The sequence below is a fragment of the Paraburkholderia sp. BR10872 genome (genome assembly GCF_040965835.1).
Classification (GTDB): domain Bacteria; phylum Pseudomonadota; class Gammaproteobacteria; order Burkholderiales; family Burkholderiaceae; genus Paraburkholderia; species Paraburkholderia nodosa_A.
Genome location: NZ_JBFRCN010000054.1, coordinates 50,566 through 67,224, shown reverse-complemented (window position 1 = coordinate 67,224; position 16,659 = coordinate 50,566). Strand labels below are relative to the sequence as shown.

The following is a 16,659-nucleotide window of genomic DNA, read 5'->3' as shown; positions in this document are numbered from 1 at the left end:
GCGTGGCCATGTCCTCGACGAGCTGCAAGTCGCCGCCCGCCGAAAAGCCCTTGCCCTCGCCGCGGATCACGGCGACGCGCGCGTCGGGATCGCGATCCACGTCGCGCCAGATCTCGGCGAGTTCGCGGTGCATGTTGGCGTCGGCGGTCGCGAGGCCGCTCTTGTTCGTGCCCTCGCCGCTCATCACGATCTCGACGATGCCGTGCTCGTGCCGCCGCACGCGCAAAGCGTGATAGTGGGCGTAAAAAGGATCGTTCATGGGCGGACCTCCTTTGCTTCGGATTACTGATTACGTGAGAGCGATGGCAGTGCCGCTCGTCAATGCGGCTGATACACCCACTTGCCATCGCGGATCTCGACCATCACGCGCGCTCGCGCGTCGAGGCCGAGGTGATCGGTGGCGCTCATGTTGACGACGCCATTAGTGTCATGCAGCCCGTGCGTCGCTTCGAGCGCGTCGCGCAGCGCGCGGCGAAACGCGGGCGTGCCGGGCGCAGCCGACTTGAGCGCGACGGGTATCGCGTTCTGCAGCAGGAGCCCCGCGTCCCACGTGTAGGCGCCGAATGCCGACACGGTGCCCGCGCCGTTACGGGCCTCGTAACGCGAAATATAGTCGAGCGCGAGGCGCCGGCCGGGCTGGTCCTCGGGCAGTTGCGCCGCCACCAGCACCTGGCTTGCGGGCAGGAACGTGCCGTTGCAGTCGGCGCCGCACACGCGCAGGAAGTCGCGGTTGCCCACGCCGTGGTTGTGATAGATGACGCCCTTGTAGCCGCGCTCCTTGAGCGCCTTCGGCGGCAGCGCGGCGGGCGTGCCGGCCGCGCCGACCACGACGGCATCCGGGTGCGCCGCGACGATCTTGAGGACTTGCCCAGTCACGCTCGGATCGGTGCGATTGAAGCGCTCGTTCGCGACGAGCTTGATGTCGCGCTGTTGCGCGGCCTTCGCAATCTCGGCGTAGAACGTCTCGCCGAGCGCGTCGGCCTGGCCGATATAGGCGAGCGTCTTCACGTTGTGCGCGGCTGCGTGCTCCATGATCGCGCCGGCCATCATCGCGTCGGTTTGCGGCGTCTTGAACATCCAGTGGCGCTTGTCGTCGACGGGCTCGATGATCTTCGCCGACGATGCGAGCGAGATCGTAGGCGTCTCGCCTTGCGCGATCACGTCGAGCATCGCGAGCGAGTTGGGTGTGATCGACGAGCCGATGATCGCATCGACATGCTGCTCGTCGATGAGCTTCTTCGTGTCCTGCACGGCCTGGGTCGTGTCGGACGCGTCGTCGAGCACGATGTACTGAACTTTCTGACCCGCGATCTCAGTGGGGAACATCGCGGCGGTCTCGCGCGCGGGAATGCCGAGCGAGGCGGCCGGACCCGTGAGCGAAAGCACAAGACCGATCTTGACCTGCGCGAGCGCGATCATGGGCGCACAGACAGAAAAAAGCAGGGCGATGCGTACAGCAAGACGGCTGGGGCGAGAAGCGTTCACGGTGTCTCCTTGTCGTTTTACGTTCGGATGCTGCGTGCTTCTACGGCTCGTACCTTGACTGCTCTGCCCGATGCGCTCGAAGAAAAAGGGCGTTCGCCAGTGTAGCCGCACGCGTGGCGCGCGGCATCCGGCGAAACCCTTCAGCGTTTGCGTGTCAATGCTCGCCGTGGAGCGACGCCACGGCCTGATCGATCGCGCCGAAAATCGACTTGCCCGCTTCGTCGAGCATCTCGATCTTCACGCTGTCGCCGAACTTCATGAACTCGGTGCTCGCCTGTCCGCCTTCGATCGTTTCGAGGCAGCGCTTCTCGGCAATGCAACAGTAGCCGCGCTTTGTGTCCTTGTTCGAGACCGTGCCCGAACCGACGATGGCGCCCGCGCGCAGATTGCGCGTTTTCGCAGCGTGCGCGATCAGCTGGCCGAAGTGGAACACCATGTCCGTGCCGGCATCGGGCTGACCGACCTTCTTGCCGTTCCAGTGCACGATGAGCGGCAGGTGCACGCGCCCTTCGCGCCAGTGCTCGCCGAGCTCGTCGGGCGTGACCATCACCGGCGCGAACGCGCTGGCCGGCTTGCTCTGGAAAAAGCCGAAGCCCTTCGCGAGTTCCGCGGGAATGAGATTGCGCAGCGAGACGTCGTTGACGAGCGTGACGAGCCGCACGGCCCGCAACGCTTCGTCGGGGCTCGCGCCCATCGGCACGTCGCCGGTCACGACGGCCACTTCGGCCTCGAAGTCGATGCCGAACGCCTCGGACGCGCACACGATGTCGTCGCACGGCCCGATGAAGTCGTCGCTGCCGCCCTGGTACATGAGCGGGTCGGTCCAGAATTCGGCGGGCATCTCGGCGCCGCGCGCGCGACGCACGAGTTCGACGTGATTCACGTATGACGAGCCATCCGCCCATTGGTATGCACGCGGTAGCGGCGCCATGCAATTGCGCGCGTCGAAGCTGAACGCGTTGCGCGCGCGCCCGTAGTTGAGCGCGTCGTACAGCTCGGCGAGCTGCGGCGCGTAAAAGCGCCAGTCGTCGAGCACGCGCTGCAGCGTGGGTGCGATCGCATCGGCAATGGCGGCGCTGCGCAGGTCGCGGGAAACGACGATCAGCTGGCCGTCGCGGGTGCCGTCCTTCAGCGTGGCAAGTTTCATGGAATCAGACGTGAGTGACGATAAGGGAAATGTATTCTACGATGGTGAATCGGCGGGCCCCAAGCGGGCGTGCCGTACGCCCTCAGTTGCCGTACAGTCGCCGTACGTTTGAACACCACAACGCATCCCATGCCGCCAACCGTCCGAACCGCCTCGCCGCGCGCGAGCGCCGAAGATCTCGCCGATCCCCTCGACACCGCCGAAGCTGCGGAAGGCGCCGAAGCCGGCGAAGAAAAACTGCGCTCGGGCATCCAGTCGATCGAAGTGGGGTTTCGCCTGCTCGAAGTGCTCACGAACGAACCGCGCGCGATGATGCTGCGCGACCTCGCGCAGCGCGCGGGCATGAGCCCCGCGAAGGCGCACCGCTATCTCGTGAGCTTCATGCGCCTCGGCGTGGTCGCGCAGGACCCGCTCACGGGACGCTACGAACTGGGCGGCTTCGCGTTGCAGCTCGGACTCGCGCGTCTCGCGCGCGTGGACGGCGTCAAGCTCGCGCGCCTCGCGCTCACCGAATTGCGCGACGCGCTCGACATCACCGTGGGCATCGCCGTGTGGGGCAACCAGGGGCCGACCGTCGTGCACTGGCTGGAGTCGAGCCACCCCGCGAAAGCGTCGCTCAAGCTCGGCGATGTGATGCCGATGCTCAGTTCCGCCACGGGCCTGCTGTTCGCCGCCTACCTGCCGCGCAGCAAGACGGCCCCCATGATCGAGCGCGAACTCGCGGGCGCGCAGCAGTACTCATACGGCTCGACGCCGCGCACGGCCGATGCGCTCGAACAGGCGCTCGCGGAAGTGCGCGAGCATGGCGCAGCGCGTGTGGAAGGCATGTTGCTGCCGACCATCCACGCGTTCTGCACGCCCGTGTTCGACGCGAGCGGCGAACTCGCGCTCGGGCTCATCGCGCTCGGTCACGAAGGCGCGTTCGATATCGCCTGGAACGGCGCCGTGGACACCGCGCTGCGCGCGTGCGCCGAAAAACTGTCGTACGAATTGGGGTACAGTCCAACGCCGCGCTGAGGGCTGTGTCCCCGGGGCCGGCACACATGTGACCCTGCTCGCGCGCGTCTGCGTTTCTGCAAGCACCCGGCGGGTTGTGTCACATTAACGTACGACCGATACCGACTCACGAACCGCCGATGTCCACGCCAGCCGCCCCGCGCGAGGCACGCCGCCTCGACACCGACTCACGCAAGCCGCAGCACATGCGCGCGTGGCGCTGGGTCGGTGTGTTCGTCGCGGTCACGGCGCTGCATTGGCTCGCGGCCGAATGGTTCGAGCGGCATCACGGCGCGCCGCCACCTGTCGCGCACGTGCGCGTGCCGGTGCAAGTGGCGCTCCTCAAACCCGAACGCATCGAGCGCGAGGCCAAGCCCGCGGGCCCCGCGGCAGCGCCCGCGCATGCCGCGCCCAAACCCGCACCGAAGCCTGCCGAGCCGCACACGCTGCACGCGGTGACGCCGCCCAAACCGCACCCCAAAGCGCCGGCTGCGCCGCCGGATACGCAGGCGGCGTCCGCGCCCGCAGCCGCGTCGCCAGCCAGCGCGAGCGCCGCCGGCACCAGCGGGACCGCTGGCACGGCGCCCGGCAACGGCAAGCAGCCTTCGGCGCAAGCCACGCAGGCCTCGCACGGACTGAAGTTTTCGGTGCCCCCATCGGGCGAACTGCAGTACGACACGTTCTATAACGGCGTGCGCAATCAGCCCGGCACGATCCACTGGTCGAGCGACGGGCAGCGCTACGAGATGGTCGTGCGTGTGCCCCTGCCCTTCGTCGGCGAGTTCAGCTGGACGAGTAAGGGCCGTGTGGACGCATTCGGCCTCGCACCCGATCAGTACATCGAAAAGCGCGGCCATCGCCCTTCGGATGTGACGGTTTTCAATCGCACCGACAAGCAGATCGTGTTCACGCGCACGCCGAACTCGCTCGCGCTGCCCGATGGCGCGCAGGACCGCTTCAGCATGGTGATGCAGCTTGCGAGCCTCGTGCGCGGCGACCCCGACGCGTACAAGCCCGGCGTCACGCGCGAGTTCTATGTCGCGGACAACGACAGCGGCGAGACCTGGCCCATCACCACGATCGGCGACGAAACCGTGAGCACGGATCATGGCTACGTCACCGCGCGCCACTTCATGCGTCTGCCGCGTCGCGAGGGCGACAAGCGGCGCATCGACGTGTGGCTCGCGCAGTCGCTCGGCTGGTTGCCCGTGCGCCTCGTGCAAACCGAACCGAATGGCAACCAGTTCGAACTGGTGTGGCGTGGCGCACTCACGGTGCCGAGCGCATCGAACGCGCCCGCGCCAGCGCCCGATTCTGCGGCGGCCGCAACCGCCCCGGCGCCCAGCAAGGCACCCGACACAACATCGGCACAATCGGCAACACCGGAGGCGGCGCCGGCTTCTGCGCCTGCTGCATCACAAGCGCAACCGCAACCGTCTGCGCAGCCGGCGCCACCCGCCAATTTGCAGACAGAACAGCCAACAGAATCACCGCCTCAACCGTCTACTGGCGATGCGCAACCCTCATCCGATTCGCCAGGCCCGGCGGCCGAGCATCCCTGAGCGCGCAAGCGCACGCACCACTCGATCCGGACGGCCCGCTTCACAACACAAATTCGCGAAATAGCGCATACTGGAATCGAGCCATGCGTCAAGGATCGCAAGGCATCGCGCGCATCACGAAGGGCCAAAGAACAAGCAGACGAAACACGGCAGCACGACGCCGCGCGCAAACGACGGACCAGTGAACGGACCGACAAACGGACCAGCACGAACAAACCGATACACCGCTGCACAAGACGGACAAAATCGGCACGACACAATAAACAGCGCAGCAAACAGGGACGCGACACACAAGCTAACGAACATCGCATCGCGCATCGTCTGCGCGCGCCAGGCGCGCGGATTGCTCCACCAGCATCGCGTGCATGCAGTACCTCGCAAACGGCTTGACTCCCAGCCTGGAAGGCGAAGGAGGAACCCATGCAAGTGACTGTCAATGGCATCGATACGCACTATGTCTTCGACGACAGGAGCGGTGGGCCCGCGCTGGCGTTCATTCACCAACTGGGCGGCGACCTTGGCGTGTGGGACACGCTCGCCGGACATTTCCGCCACCGCCACAGCGTACTGCGCTATGACGTGCGCGGCCACGGCGCGAGCGCCGTCGCGAGCGAGCCTTTCGGCTTCACAGAACTCGCCGCCGACCTCGATGCGCTTTTCGACGCCACTGGCATCGAGCATGCGCATCTCGTGGGCATGTCGATGGGCGGCATGATCGCGCAGCAGTTTGCGCTCGATTTCCCGGAACGCGTGACGACGCTCACGCTTTGCGACACGGCGAGTCATACGCCGCCACAAGCGCGCGAAACATGGAACGAGCGCGCCGCCACAGTACGCAGCGAAGGCCTCGGGGCGCTCGTCGACGCAACGATGGCACGCTGGTTCACCGCCGACTTCCGGCATGCGCATGCGCCGACTGTCGAGCGCATTTGTGACGTTTTATTACGGACCCCTTCAGAAGGTTATGCGATGGCATGCGAGGCGCTACGCGATTTCGACGTGCAAAAGAGGCTCGCGCAACTGCGCGTGCCGACGCTCGCAGTCGCGGGTCGCCACGACAGCGGCACGCCAGTGGCCATGACGCAGGCCCTTGCAAGCGCGATAGAAGGGTCGCATTTCGTGGTGCTCGATGCCGCGCATCTGGCCCCGGTAGAGGAGTCGCACCGTTTCACTGCTTTGCTAGAAACGTTTCTCAAGCAGTTGGCCTAAGCAGTTCGAAGTAAAAGCATCATGGCAGTGGCAGCAGACACAGTTGTGAATTGAAGTAAAAAGGGAGAGCAGTCCACATAAGAGGTGATGCGGGACCCACCCCTTGAATTCCAGAACGAACGCTCCATGTATTGACCGAGAAGGTCAGGGGAGCACAGGAAAAAGGAGTGTCGCCATGCAAATGATCTACAACAGTCCCAACTATTGCGTCGTCGAGTTCCCACCGCAGGACGGCCACAGCGCGATGCGCGCAGGAGGCTACGAGATCGTCGACAAAAACGCACGCCGCGAGATCTTCATCGACGGCGTGATGGCGGCACGTTTTCGCGAAGACGTGCAAAAGCTGATGGACGAAGACCAGTCGCTCGACGAAGTCGACGAATTCCTCGGACAGTTCGACAGCCTCATGCAGCAACCCGTCGTGCTTCACTGACGCTAGCGCACCCCGCGGCACTCAACGCGCAGCGTCCTTCACACGAAACCCCGTCCGGCTTGCCCGGCCGGGGTTTTCTTTTGGCCGTCCGGCGCGAGCCACAGCGGTTGCCTGCGCGCGACGCCGCCCGCAGCGGCGCGTTGCCGCAGCGGCTACAATGTGGGGTTTCCCAGTTCAACCGGCACCACGCCCGCCCGCGATCCATGAACCAGCCCGCAGCCCTTGCCCCGCGCCCCGCCGGGGACGCCAAATACACGCGCGGCGCAGCGCTTCCCGCGCTGCTCGCCTCGCGTATCGTGATCCTCGACGGCGCGATGGGCACGATGATCCAGCGCTACAAGCTCGACGAAGCCGCCTATCGCGGCGAACGCTTCAAGGACTACCCGCGCGATATCAAGGGCAACAATGAACTGCTCTCGCTCACGCAGCCGCAGATCATCAGCGAGATTCACGAGCAGTATCTCGCGGCGGGCGCGGACATCATCGAGACCAACACGTTCGGCGCGACCACGGTGGCCCAGGACGACTACGGCATGGGCGATCTCGCCATCGAGATGAACGTCGAGTCGGCGAAGCTCGCGCGCGCCGCGTGCGCAAAGTATTCGACGCCGGACAAGCCGCGCTTCGCCGCAGGCGCGATTGGGCCGACGCCGAAAACGGCAAGCATCTCGCCCGACGTGAACGATCCGGGCGCGCGCAACGTCACGTTCGAAGAACTGCGCAATGCGTACTACGAGCAGGCGAAGGCGCTCATGGACGGCGGCTGCGACCTCTTCCTCGTCGAGACGATCTTCGACACGCTCAACGCCAAGGCCGCGCTGTTCGCGCTCGACCAGCTTTTCGAAGACACGGGCGAGAATCTGCCGATCATGATCTCGGGCACCGTCACCGATGCCTCGGGCCGCATTCTATCGGGCCAGACCGTCGAAGCGTTCTGGAATTCGCTGCGCCACGCGAGACCGCTCACGTTCGGCCTGAACTGCGCGCTGGGCGCGGCGCTCATGCGCCCGTACATCGCCGAGCTTGCGAAGCTCTGCGACACCTACGTCTCGTGCTACCCGAACGCGGGCCTGCCCAACCCGATGAGCGACACAGGCTTCGACGAAACGCCCGCCGATACCTCGGCACTGCTCAAGGAATTCGCGAGCGCCGGTCTCGTGAACGTGGCGGGCGGCTGCTGCGGCACGACGCCCGAGCACATCGCGGCCATTGCCAAAGCGCTCGCCGAGGTCAAGCCGCGCCGCTGGCCCGGCCAGTATCGCGACGCCGCCTGAAGGCAATTTCGACCGCTGCTTCCGAGTCCCGCCCCCACACCCTACGATCCGGTCCCACGCCATGACTGACCATACCCTGCGCCTTTCCGGCCTCGAACCCTTCAACGTGACCGAAGGCACGCTGTTCATCAACGTGGGCGAGCGCACCAACGTGACCGGCTCGAAGGCTTTCGCGCGGATGATTCTCAACGGCCAGTTCGACGAGGCGCTCGCGGTTGCGCGCCAGCAGGTCGAAAACGGCGCACAGGTCATCGACGTCAACATGGACGAAGCCATGCTCGACTCGAAGGCGGCCATGGTGCGCTTCATGAACCTCATTGCCTCCGAGCCCGACATTGCGCGCGTGCCGATCATGATCGACTCGTCGAAGTGGGACGTGATCGAGGCGGGCCTGCAATGCGTGCAGGGCAAGGCCATCGTCAACTCGATCTCGCTCAAGGAAGGCAAGGAGCAGTTCGTGCATCACGCGAAGCTGATTCGCCGCTATGGCGCGGCGAGCGTGGTGATGGCGTTCGACGAGCAGGGCCAAGCCGATACATTCGCGCGCAAGACCGAGATTTGCAAGCGCTCCTACGACATTCTCGTGAACGAAGTGGGCTTCCCGCCCGAGGACATCATCTTCGACCCGAACATCTTCGCGGTGGCCACGGGCATCGAGGAGCACAACAACTACGCGGTGGACTTCATCGAAGCCACGCGCTGGATCAAGCAGAACCTGCCCTACGCGAAGATCAGCGGCGGCGTGTCGAACGTGTCGTTCTCGTTCCGCGGCAACGACCCCGTGCGCGAGGCGATCCACACCGTGTTCCTCTACCACGCCATTCAGGCCGGCATGGACATGGGCATCGTGAACGCGGGCCAGCTCGGCGTGTACGCCGACCTCGACGCCGAGTTGCGCGAGCGCGTGGAAGACGTGGTGCTCAACCGCCGCGCCGACGGCACCGACCGTCTGCTCGAGATCGCCGACAAGTTCAAGACCGGCGCCGCGAAGAAGGAAGAGAACCTCGAGTGGCGCAACCAGGCGGTCGAAAAGCGTCTTGCGCACGCACTCGTGCACGGCATCACGAACTTCATTGTCGAGGACACCGAAGAAGCGCGCGAGAAGATCATGGGCGGCGGCGGCCGCCCGATCAACGTGATCGAAGGCCCGCTCATGGACGGCATGAACATCGTCGGCGACCTGTTCGGCCAGGGCAAGATGTTCCTGCCGCAGGTCGTGAAGTCGGCGCGCGTGATGAAGCAAGCCGTGGCCCACCTCATTCCGTTCATCGAGGAAGAAAAGCGCCTGCTCGCCGAGTCGGGCGCCGACGTGCGCGCGAAGGGCAAGATCGTCATCGCGACCGTGAAGGGCGACGTGCACGACATCGGCAAGAACATCGTGTCAGTGGTGCTCCAGTGCAATAACTTCGAAGTGGTCAACATGGGCGTGATGGTCCCGTGCAACGAGATCCTCGCGAAGGCCAAGGTCGAAGGCGCGGATATCGTCGGCCTCTCGGGGCTCATTACGCCGTCGCTCGAGGAAATGGCTTACGTTGCGAGCGAAATGCAGCGCGACGACTACTTCCGCATCAAGAAGATTCCGCTGCTCATTGGTGGCGCGACCACCTCGCGCGTGCATACGGCCGTGAAGATCGCGCCGCACTACGAAGGTCCGGTCGTGTACGTGCCGGACGCGTCGCGTTCGGTTTCGGTGGCGTCGAGCCTGCTGTCGGACGAAGGCGCGGCGAAGTACCTCGACGAGCTCAAGGCCGACTACGAGCGCATTCGCGACCAGCACGCCAACCGGAAGGCGACGCCGCTCGTGACGCTCGAAGAAGCGCGCGCGAACAAGACGAAGATCGACTGGGCGAACTTCCAGCCCGTGAAGCCGAAGTTCATCGGCCGCCGCGTGTTCAAGAATTTCGACCTGAACGAACTCGCGAATTACATCGACTGGGGTCCGTTCTTCCAGACGTGGGATCTCGCCGGCCCCTATCCGCAGATCCTCAACGACGAGATCGTGGGCGAGTCGGCACGCCGCGTGTTTTCCGACGCGAAGTCGATGCTTTCGCGCCTGATTCAGGGCCGCTGGCTGCAGGCCAACGGCGTGATCGCGCTGTTGCCCGCGAACACGGTGAACGACGACGACATCGAGATCTACACCGACGAGTCGCGCAGCGAAGTCGCGCTCACGTGGCGCAATCTGCGCCAGCAGTCGGTGCGCCCGGTGGTGGACGGCGTGATGCGGCCGAACCGGTCGCTTGCCGACTTCATCGCGCCGAAGGACTCGGGCGTGGCGGACTACATCGGCATGTTCGCGGTGACGGCGGGCATTGGCGTGGACGTGAAGGAAGCGCAGTTCGAGAAGGACCACGACGACTACAGCGCGATCATGCTCAAGGCGCTCGCGGACCGCTTCGCGGAAGCGTTCGCCGAAGCGCTGCACGCACGCGTGCGCCGCGACCTGTGGGGCTATGCGGCGAGCGAAACGCTCGACAACGACGCCCTGATCGCCGAAAAGTACGCGGGCATTCGCCCGGCGCCCGGCTACCCGGCCTGCCCGGATCACCTCGTGAAGCGCGACATGTTCGACTTCCTGCAGGCGGGCGAGGTGGGCATGAGTGTGACGGAATCGCTCGCCATGCTGCCGGCCGCGAGCGTTTCGGGCTTCTATCTCGCACACCCTGACAGCACCTATTTCTCGGTGGGCAAGATCGGCCAGGACCAGCTCGCCGACTATGCAAAGCGTATGTCGCTCTCCGACGAGGAAGCCCGCCGCGCGCTCGCGCCGCAGCTCTAGGCCGCACGGACGGCGCGCCGCCCCGCGCGGCGCGCTTTTCCCCATCGCGCTATCCCCTGTTGTCACCGCCCGACATACGCCATCCGGCAAGGTGAAGATTACGCGCGCGCGATTTTTCGGCTTTGTAAGATGGCCCGGCAAGACCCGGTATCACCTGCATGACACCCGGCCACATGCGGCAAGGCCGCGCCGGCTCGCTCATCAGCAAATCCTTAAAACGCAAAATCGAAGCAACCTCGACGGAGAAATCGTATGAAGAAGCTGATGTTGATGTTGACTGCCTTCGGCGTCGCGGCGCTTGCGCAGCCGTCGTTCGCCCAGCCGGCCGCGCCGGAGCAGGCGAGCCCGGCGACGTCGTATTCGGCGCCCACCGAAAAGCACGTGAAGAAGCCGAAGAAAAAGAAAATGATGAAGTCGGAGGCTTCTGCTGCCGAACCGGCGGCCGCCAGCCAGTAAGGTGAGCCGAAGGTGAACATAAGCAAAGAGCCCGCGAGATTGCGGGCTCTTTGCTTTTGGAACGTTGAATTGGGCGGGTCAATCAGGCGCAATGGCGCGCTCGCCCCCAGTCATGTCACGCAAGGACGTCAAGCACGGACCTCAAATGCCCCACAAAACGTCGTTGTCTTCCTTCTTCGCGGCGCGCAGCATATCGAGGAACGGAAAGGCGCGTTGCGCGAGGCCGACCGGCAGTTCGTGATGCACGTGGTCATCCTCGCCTTCGTGAAAGTGGCCTTCCTGCTCGTGGCGCTCTTTCTTGTCAGTGGCGATGGCTGCTTCGAGCTTGGTGATGGCGGTATCGAGTTCGTCGTGGGTGATCACGCCGCGCGGGCCGAGCCGCTTGCCGATGATGCCGAGAAGGTACTGTGCGAGGTTCTCCAGCATCGTGACGTCGGGCGCCGCGTGACATTTAAAAGTAACCAGCATGTCTGTTCCCTTTATGATTTTTTGGATCTGCGCGTGACGTTCCGGCCTGCGAAGCCAGACGGGCCAAGGCGACCCATGTCGCGCTACCTCATTTCACATATTAGCACCTGCTAAAATCCGTCAGGACGGAATTACCCGCAGGGCGCGGCGCCCGGACGTTCTGGCGTCAGGTACGCCGCCACGCCGCCTGCCGCAACGAGGCCCGCCGCGCATTGGCGCATGGCAATCGGGCCACCGCGAGGCTGGCGCGCCCTCACCCGTATCAGGCGGTCAGCGCCGGAAAGCCAGAGGCCATGCATGCCCCTGGACGCCCCGGCCCCGCATCCCATTACCCGCACAGGACTTGCAACCAGCATGCTGCCCGCACAGAAACACACCCTGGAGACCCTGCTCGCGCAAGCCGTAGCCCAGGTGGCGAAGGCCACCGAAGGCGCGAGCGAAGGCGCATTCGTCGTGCCCGTGATCACGCTCGAGCGCCCGAAGGTCGCCGCCCACGGCGATGTCGCCTGCAACGCCGCGATGCAGCTCGCCAAGCCCATGCGCGCGAATCCGCGCCAGCTCGCCCAGCAGATTGTCGACGCCGTGCTCGCCCAGCCCGAGGCCGCCGGCCTCGTCGAGGCGGCCGAAGTGGCCGGCCCCGGCTTCATCAACCTGCGTCTCACCGCCAACGCGAAGCGCGCCGTGATCGGCGCCGTGTTCGAGCAGGGCGAGGCATTCGGCCGCTCGCAGCGCGAAGCCGGCAAACGCGTACTCGTCGAGTTCGTTTCCGCCAATCCCACGGGCCCGCTGCACGTGGGCCACGGCCGCCAGGCCGCGCTCGGCGACGCCATCTCGAACGTGCTCGCCTCGCAGGGCTATGACGTGCACCGCGAGTTCTACTACAACGACGCGGGCGTGCAGATCGGCAACCTCGCCGTCTCCACCCAGGCGCGCGCGCGCGGCTTCAAGCCCGGCGACGCCGAATGGCCCGAGGCGGCCTACAACGGCGAATACATCGCCGACATCGCGCGCGACTACCTCGCGGGCGAAACGGTCGCGGCCAAGGACGGCGAGCCCGTCACGGGCGAGAAGGACCCGGAGAACCTCGAAGCGATCCGCCGCTTTGCCGTCGCCTATCTGCGCCACGAGCAGGATCTCGACCTGCAGGCGTTCGGCGTGAAGTTCGACCGCTACTACCTCGAGTCGTCGCTGTACACGGAAGGCCGCGTCGAGAAGACCGTCGAGGCGCTGGTCGCTTCGGGCCAGACCTACGAGCAGGAAGGCGCGCTGTGGCTCAAGACCACCGACTACGGCGACGACAAGGACCGCGTGATGCGCAAGTCCGACGGCACCTACACCTACTTCCTGCCCGATGTGGCCTACCACGTCACCAAGTGGGAGCGCGGCTTCACGAAGGTCATCAACATCCAGGGCTCCGATCATCACGGCACCATCGCGCGCGTGCGCGCGGGACTGCAGGCGCTCGGCATCGGCATTCCGAAGGGCTATCCCGACTACGTGCTGCACAAGATGGTCACGGTGATGCGCGACGGCCAGGAGGTGAAGATCTCCAAGCGCGCGGGCAGCTACGTGACGGTGCGCGACCTGATCGAATGGTCGGGCGGCGCGAACCCGGGCAGCGAAGTCTCGCCCGACCTGCTCGACGAGGCGACCATCCGCCGCGGCCGCGACGCAGTGCGCTTTTTCCTCATCTCGCGCAAGGCCGACACCGAATTCGTGTTCGACATCGACCTCGCGCTGAAGGAAAACGACGAAAACCCGGTGTACTACGTGCAGTACGCGCATGCGCGCATCTCGTCGATTCTCGGCGACTGGCAGGGCAAGTTCGGCGGCGATCCGGCCGCGCTGCCCAAGGTCGATCTCGCGCCGCTTGCCAGCGAGCGCGCGCTCGCGCTCATCGCGAAACTCGGCGAATTCCCCGACATGCTCACGCATGCCGCCAGCGAACTCGCGCCGCACGCGGTGGCGTTCTACCTGCGCGAACTCGCCGCTGAGTTTCACTCGTTCTACAATGCCGAACGCGTTCTCGTCGATGACGCCGCCGAACGCGACGCCCGCGTCGCCCTGCTCGCGGCCACGCGCCGGGTGCTCGCGAACGGCCTGGCCGTGATCGGCGTGTCCGCGCCGGAGCGCATGTAACGAGACGCGCGAGACCCGCGCGCAACAGCTTGTTTGGGGCCGCCGCCTCGCGCGGACGGCCATTCCAGGATTCTCTTGTTTGCAGGTGATTCAGACGATGGCAAAACCGCGCCGCACTACAAAACAGCAGTCGAAGCAGTCCGGGGGAACCTTTCTCGGCATCGTGCTGGGCCTGATCGTCGGCCTTGCGATCGCGGTGGTGGTGGCGCTCTACATCACGCGCGCGCCCACGCCGTTCGTCTCGAAGGTCGCGCCGCCGGCCGCTTCCGACGTCGGCCAGAACAACGAGCAGATCGATCCGAACCGCGCGCTGCAGGGCAAGTCGCCGGGCCAGCCGGTGCCGCAGGCCGCCCAAAGCACGCCGCCCAACACGGCCCCGGGGCAGACCACGAACCAGTCGCAGTCCTCGGGCATGCTCGAAGAGCCGCAGATCGTGGAAGTGCCGCCCTCGGGTTCGAACAGCAACGCCGCCAATAACAACGGCGTGGCCGTCGCGCCGCAACCGTCGACGGGTGAAAACGTCACGAGCGGCACGGCGATCGCGAAGAAGCCGCAGTCGGCCAGCAACTCGACGAGCAACCCGGCGCAGATCCTCGCGAACAACCCGCCGCAGAAGCCCGCCAACGCCGTGCCGACGCCCCCGGGCGCCAAGCCCGGCAGCGCCGCGCCCGCACCGGGCGACGCCAACACCGGCTACTTCCTGCAGGTGGGCGCGTACAAGACGTCGGGCGACGCCGAGCAGCAGCGCGCGCGCCTCGCGTTCCAGGGGTTCGAGTCGAAGGTCACGCAGCGCGACGCCGGCGGTGTGACGTACTATCGCGTGCGCATCGGTCCGTTCACGAAGTTCGACGACATGAACTCGACGCGTCAGCGCCTGTCCGACGCCGGTATCGATACGGCCGTCATCCGCTTCACGAAGCAGTAATCGCCGTCCGCGCCGCGCACCGCGCGCCCGCCCACCGAAGCCGCAGCCATTCAGCGGCATTCGCGTGAGGCCCGGCCACGGTGCGCGGCGCGAAGTCCGTCAACAAGCAACACCCGCGCAGCACCCGCATGCGTCTGGTTCGCGCCAACGGCGTCCTGCGGCAGACAACCGGCCGCCGCCGGTCCAAGAACAGTGGATTCCTACGCCATGAAACGACTTCTCGGTACGCTTTTTCTCTCGCTTTCGCTGATCGCCGGCGTGGCCCACGCCTCGGCCGCGGCACCCGTGGCCGGCAAGGACTACACGGTCCTGAAGGCACCCCAGGCGCTCGACGTGCCCGCGGGCAAGATCGAAGTGATCGAGTTCTTCTGGTACGGCTGCCCGCACTGCAACGCGTTCGACCCGTATCTCGAAGCGTGGATCAAGAAGCAGGGCCCGGACGTCGTGTTCAAGCGCGTGCCGGTGGCATTCCGTGACGACTTCATCCCGCACTCGAAGATGTACTACGCGCTCGACGCGCTCGGTCTCGCCCAGAAGCTCACGCCGGTCGTGTTCCACGAAATCCACGTGAACAAGAACTACCTGCTCACGCCGGAAGAGCAGGCGAAGTTCCTCGCGACGCAAGGCGTGGATGCGAAGAAGTACATGGAAGCGTACAACTCGTTCTCGACGCAGAGCGCGCTGCAGCGCGACAAGGCCCTGCTCGACGCCTACAAGATCGACGGCGTGCCGACCATCGCCATCCAGGGCAAATACGAAACCGGCCCGGCCATGGTCCAGGGTCCGGAAGACAAGGCGCTGCCGGGCACGGCCCAGGTGATGGACTTCATCATCTCGCAGATCCGCGCGAAGAAGATGTGAGGTTAGCGCCATGCAAGACGCGCCACTGAAGGTCTTCATCACCGGCGCGTCGAGCGGCATTGGCGCCGCGCTCGCCGCCGTGTACGCGCGGCAGGGCGCCGTCCTCGGGCTCGTCGCGCGCCGCGGCGAGGCCCTTGCCGGCTTCCGGCAGTCCCACCCCGATCACCCCATCTCCATCTATCCCGCCGACGTGCGCGACGCCGATGCGCTCGCTGCCGCCGCGCGCGACTTCATCGCCCAGCACGGCATGCCCGACATCGTGATCGCCAATGCGGGCGTGAGCCGCGGCGTGCTGACGGGCGAAGGCGATCTCGCCACGTTCCGCGACGTGATGGACACCAACTACTTCGGCATGGTCGCCACCTTCGAGCCGTTCGCCTCGGCCATGGCGAAGGCCAGACGCGGCACGCTCGTGGGCATCGCGAGCGTGGCCGGCGTGCGCGGGCTGCCGGGCTCGGGCGCCTACAGCGCCTCGAAGGCCGCGGCGCTCGCCTATCTCGAAGCGCTGCGCGTGGAAATGCGTCCGTTCGGCGTGCCCGTCGTCACCATCGCGCCCGGCTATATCCGCACGCCGATGACGGCGAAGAATCCCTACCGCATGCCCTTCCTGATGGACGCGGACCAGTTCGCCGCGAAGGCCTCGCAAGCGATCGCGCGCGGCACGTCGTTCGCGGTGTTCCCCTGGCCGATGCGCGTGGCCGCCACGCTGCTGCGCGCGCTGCCGCGCTGGGTCTACGACCGCGTGTTCGAAAAGGCGCCGCGCAAGCCGCGCGCGGCGAGCCACTAAGCCGCTTCGGCTTGCCGCACGGCGCCCCCCATGCCATATGGGTATGTCGATTAAATTGTTGTCTCGACAATTTCCCTTCGATAAGCTTGGCTCGTCCGGGCGCCCTTCCGAGCCTTCTCGCCTCTCCTGAATCGAACA

The 16,659-nt window shown here is 65.7% G+C and carries 14 protein-coding genes and 1 pseudogene; 11 read left to right on the top strand and 4 right to left on the bottom strand.

Going from position 1 to position 16,659, the window contains the following annotated elements; genetic code table 11:
• From AB4Y43_RS32030 to AB4Y43_RS32020, 3 genes and pseudogenes are all read right to left on the bottom strand, one after another.
• Positions 1–259: pseudogene (locus AB4Y43_RS32030) on the bottom strand (enoyl-CoA hydratase); the annotation flags it as partial.
• A 59-nt stretch (positions 260–318) separates the two neighbouring features.
• Entirely contained in the window at positions 319–1,449 is a 1,131-nt protein-coding gene (locus tag AB4Y43_RS32025) for an ABC transporter substrate-binding protein (protein ID WP_368729623.1), read from the bottom strand.
• A gap of 190 nt (positions 1,450–1,639) precedes the next feature.
• Positions 1,640–2,632, bottom strand: a complete 993-nt coding sequence (locus AB4Y43_RS32020; RefSeq protein ID WP_368729621.1) for a fumarylacetoacetate hydrolase family protein — start codon at positions 2,630–2,632, stop codon at positions 1,640–1,642.
• A gap of 129 nt (positions 2,633–2,761) precedes the next feature.
• On the opposite strand from AB4Y43_RS32020, the gene AB4Y43_RS32015 reads away from it, so the two are divergent.
• The 7 genes from AB4Y43_RS32015 to AB4Y43_RS31985 all read left to right on the top strand — a co-directional run bounded on the left by AB4Y43_RS32015 (position 2,762) and on the right by AB4Y43_RS31985 (position 11,341).
• The gene (locus AB4Y43_RS32015; protein WP_368729620.1) at positions 2,762–3,649 is read left to right on the top strand and encodes an IclR family transcriptional regulator; all 888 of its coding nucleotides are present in this window, start codon (positions 2,762–2,764) and stop codon (positions 3,647–3,649) included.
• Between the two features lie 185 nt (positions 3,650–3,834).
• On the top strand, positions 3,835–5,190 hold the full coding sequence (locus tag AB4Y43_RS32010) for a DUF3108 domain-containing protein (protein ID WP_368729622.1): 1,356 nt from the start codon (positions 3,835–3,837) through the stop codon (positions 5,188–5,190).
• A gap of 420 nt (positions 5,191–5,610) precedes the next feature.
• Positions 5,611–6,399: a 3-oxoadipate enol-lactonase gene (gene pcaD, locus AB4Y43_RS32005; RefSeq protein WP_368729619.1), complete on the top strand. Its 789-nt coding sequence runs from the start codon at positions 5,611–5,613 to the stop codon at positions 6,397–6,399.
• Between the two features lie 175 nt (positions 6,400–6,574).
• Positions 6,575–6,832, top strand: coding sequence for a DUF3567 domain-containing protein (locus tag AB4Y43_RS32000; protein WP_028201771.1), 258 nt, complete (start codon positions 6,575–6,577; stop codon positions 6,830–6,832).
• 203 nt (positions 6,833–7,035) lie between these two features.
• Positions 7,036–8,106, top strand: coding sequence for a homocysteine S-methyltransferase family protein (locus AB4Y43_RS31995; protein WP_368682745.1), 1,071 nt, complete (start codon positions 7,036–7,038; stop codon positions 8,104–8,106).
• A 61-nt stretch (positions 8,107–8,167) separates the two neighbouring features.
• Positions 8,168–10,885 (top strand): methionine synthase, encoded by a 2,718-nt coding sequence (gene metH, locus AB4Y43_RS31990; RefSeq protein ID WP_368729618.1) that lies wholly within the window; start codon positions 8,168–8,170, stop codon positions 10,883–10,885.
• A 252-nt stretch (positions 10,886–11,137) separates the two neighbouring features.
• Entirely contained in the window at positions 11,138–11,341 is a 204-nt protein-coding gene (locus AB4Y43_RS31985) for an acid-shock protein (RefSeq protein ID WP_069265125.1), read from the top strand.
• Between the two features lie 141 nt (positions 11,342–11,482).
• Here AB4Y43_RS31985 and AB4Y43_RS31980 read toward each other — a convergent pair whose 3' ends face one another.
• A complete protein-coding gene (locus AB4Y43_RS31980; protein ID WP_069265127.1) occupies positions 11,483–11,809 on the bottom strand; it encodes a DUF1840 domain-containing protein in 327 nt (108 codons plus the stop codon).
• A gap of 354 nt (positions 11,810–12,163) precedes the next feature.
• Here AB4Y43_RS31980 and argS point away from each other — a divergent pair, with 354 nt between their 5' ends.
• The 4 genes from argS (at position 12,164) to AB4Y43_RS31960 (ending at position 16,521) form a co-directional block, all read left to right on the top strand.
• Complete coding sequence (gene argS, locus AB4Y43_RS31975) at positions 12,164–13,948, top strand: arginine--tRNA ligase (protein WP_368729617.1); 1,785 nt, start codon at positions 12,164–12,166, stop codon at positions 13,946–13,948.
• A gap of 79 nt (positions 13,949–14,027) precedes the next feature.
• Positions 14,028–14,873: an SPOR domain-containing protein gene (locus tag AB4Y43_RS31970; RefSeq protein WP_368729616.1), complete on the top strand. Its 846-nt coding sequence runs from the start codon at positions 14,028–14,030 to the stop codon at positions 14,871–14,873.
• Positions 14,874–15,080: 207 nt separating this feature from the next.
• The gene (locus AB4Y43_RS31965; protein ID WP_069265132.1) at positions 15,081–15,734 is read left to right on the top strand and encodes a thiol:disulfide interchange protein DsbA/DsbL; all 654 of its coding nucleotides are present in this window, start codon (positions 15,081–15,083) and stop codon (positions 15,732–15,734) included.
• A gap of 10 nt (positions 15,735–15,744) precedes the next feature.
• Positions 15,745–16,521 (top strand): SDR family oxidoreductase, encoded by a 777-nt coding sequence (locus AB4Y43_RS31960; protein ID WP_368729615.1) that lies wholly within the window; start codon positions 15,745–15,747, stop codon positions 16,519–16,521.
• Positions 16,522–16,659 lie beyond the last annotated feature (138 nt).

Coding starts and splice junctions, on each gene's coding strand:
- AB4Y43_RS32020 (WP_368729621.1), bottom strand. CDS start 2,632: ATGAAACTTGCCACGCTGAAGGACGGCACCCGCGACGGCCAGCTGATC.
- AB4Y43_RS32000 (WP_028201771.1), top strand. CDS start 6,575: ATGCAAATGATCTACAACAGTCCCAACTATTGCGTCGTCGAGTTCCCA.
- AB4Y43_RS31965 (WP_069265132.1), top strand. CDS start 15,081: ATGAAACGACTTCTCGGTACGCTTTTTCTCTCGCTTTCGCTGATCGCC.
- AB4Y43_RS32015 (WP_368729620.1), top strand. CDS start 2,762: ATGCCGCCAACCGTCCGAACCGCCTCGCCGCGCGCGAGCGCCGAAGAT.
- AB4Y43_RS31995 (WP_368682745.1), top strand. CDS start 7,036: ATGAACCAGCCCGCAGCCCTTGCCCCGCGCCCCGCCGGGGACGCCAAA.
- pcaD (WP_368729619.1), top strand. CDS start 5,611: ATGCAAGTGACTGTCAATGGCATCGATACGCACTATGTCTTCGACGAC.
- AB4Y43_RS31985 (WP_069265125.1), top strand. CDS start 11,138: ATGAAGAAGCTGATGTTGATGTTGACTGCCTTCGGCGTCGCGGCGCTT.
- AB4Y43_RS31980 (WP_069265127.1), bottom strand. CDS start 11,809: ATGCTGGTTACTTTTAAATGTCACGCGGCGCCCGACGTCACGATGCTG.
- metH (WP_368729618.1), top strand. CDS start 8,168: ATGACTGACCATACCCTGCGCCTTTCCGGCCTCGAACCCTTCAACGTG.
- AB4Y43_RS32010 (WP_368729622.1), top strand. CDS start 3,835: ATGCGCGCGTGGCGCTGGGTCGGTGTGTTCGTCGCGGTCACGGCGCTG.
- AB4Y43_RS31960 (WP_368729615.1), top strand. CDS start 15,745: ATGCAAGACGCGCCACTGAAGGTCTTCATCACCGGCGCGTCGAGCGGC.
- argS (WP_368729617.1), top strand. CDS start 12,164: ATGCTGCCCGCACAGAAACACACCCTGGAGACCCTGCTCGCGCAAGCC.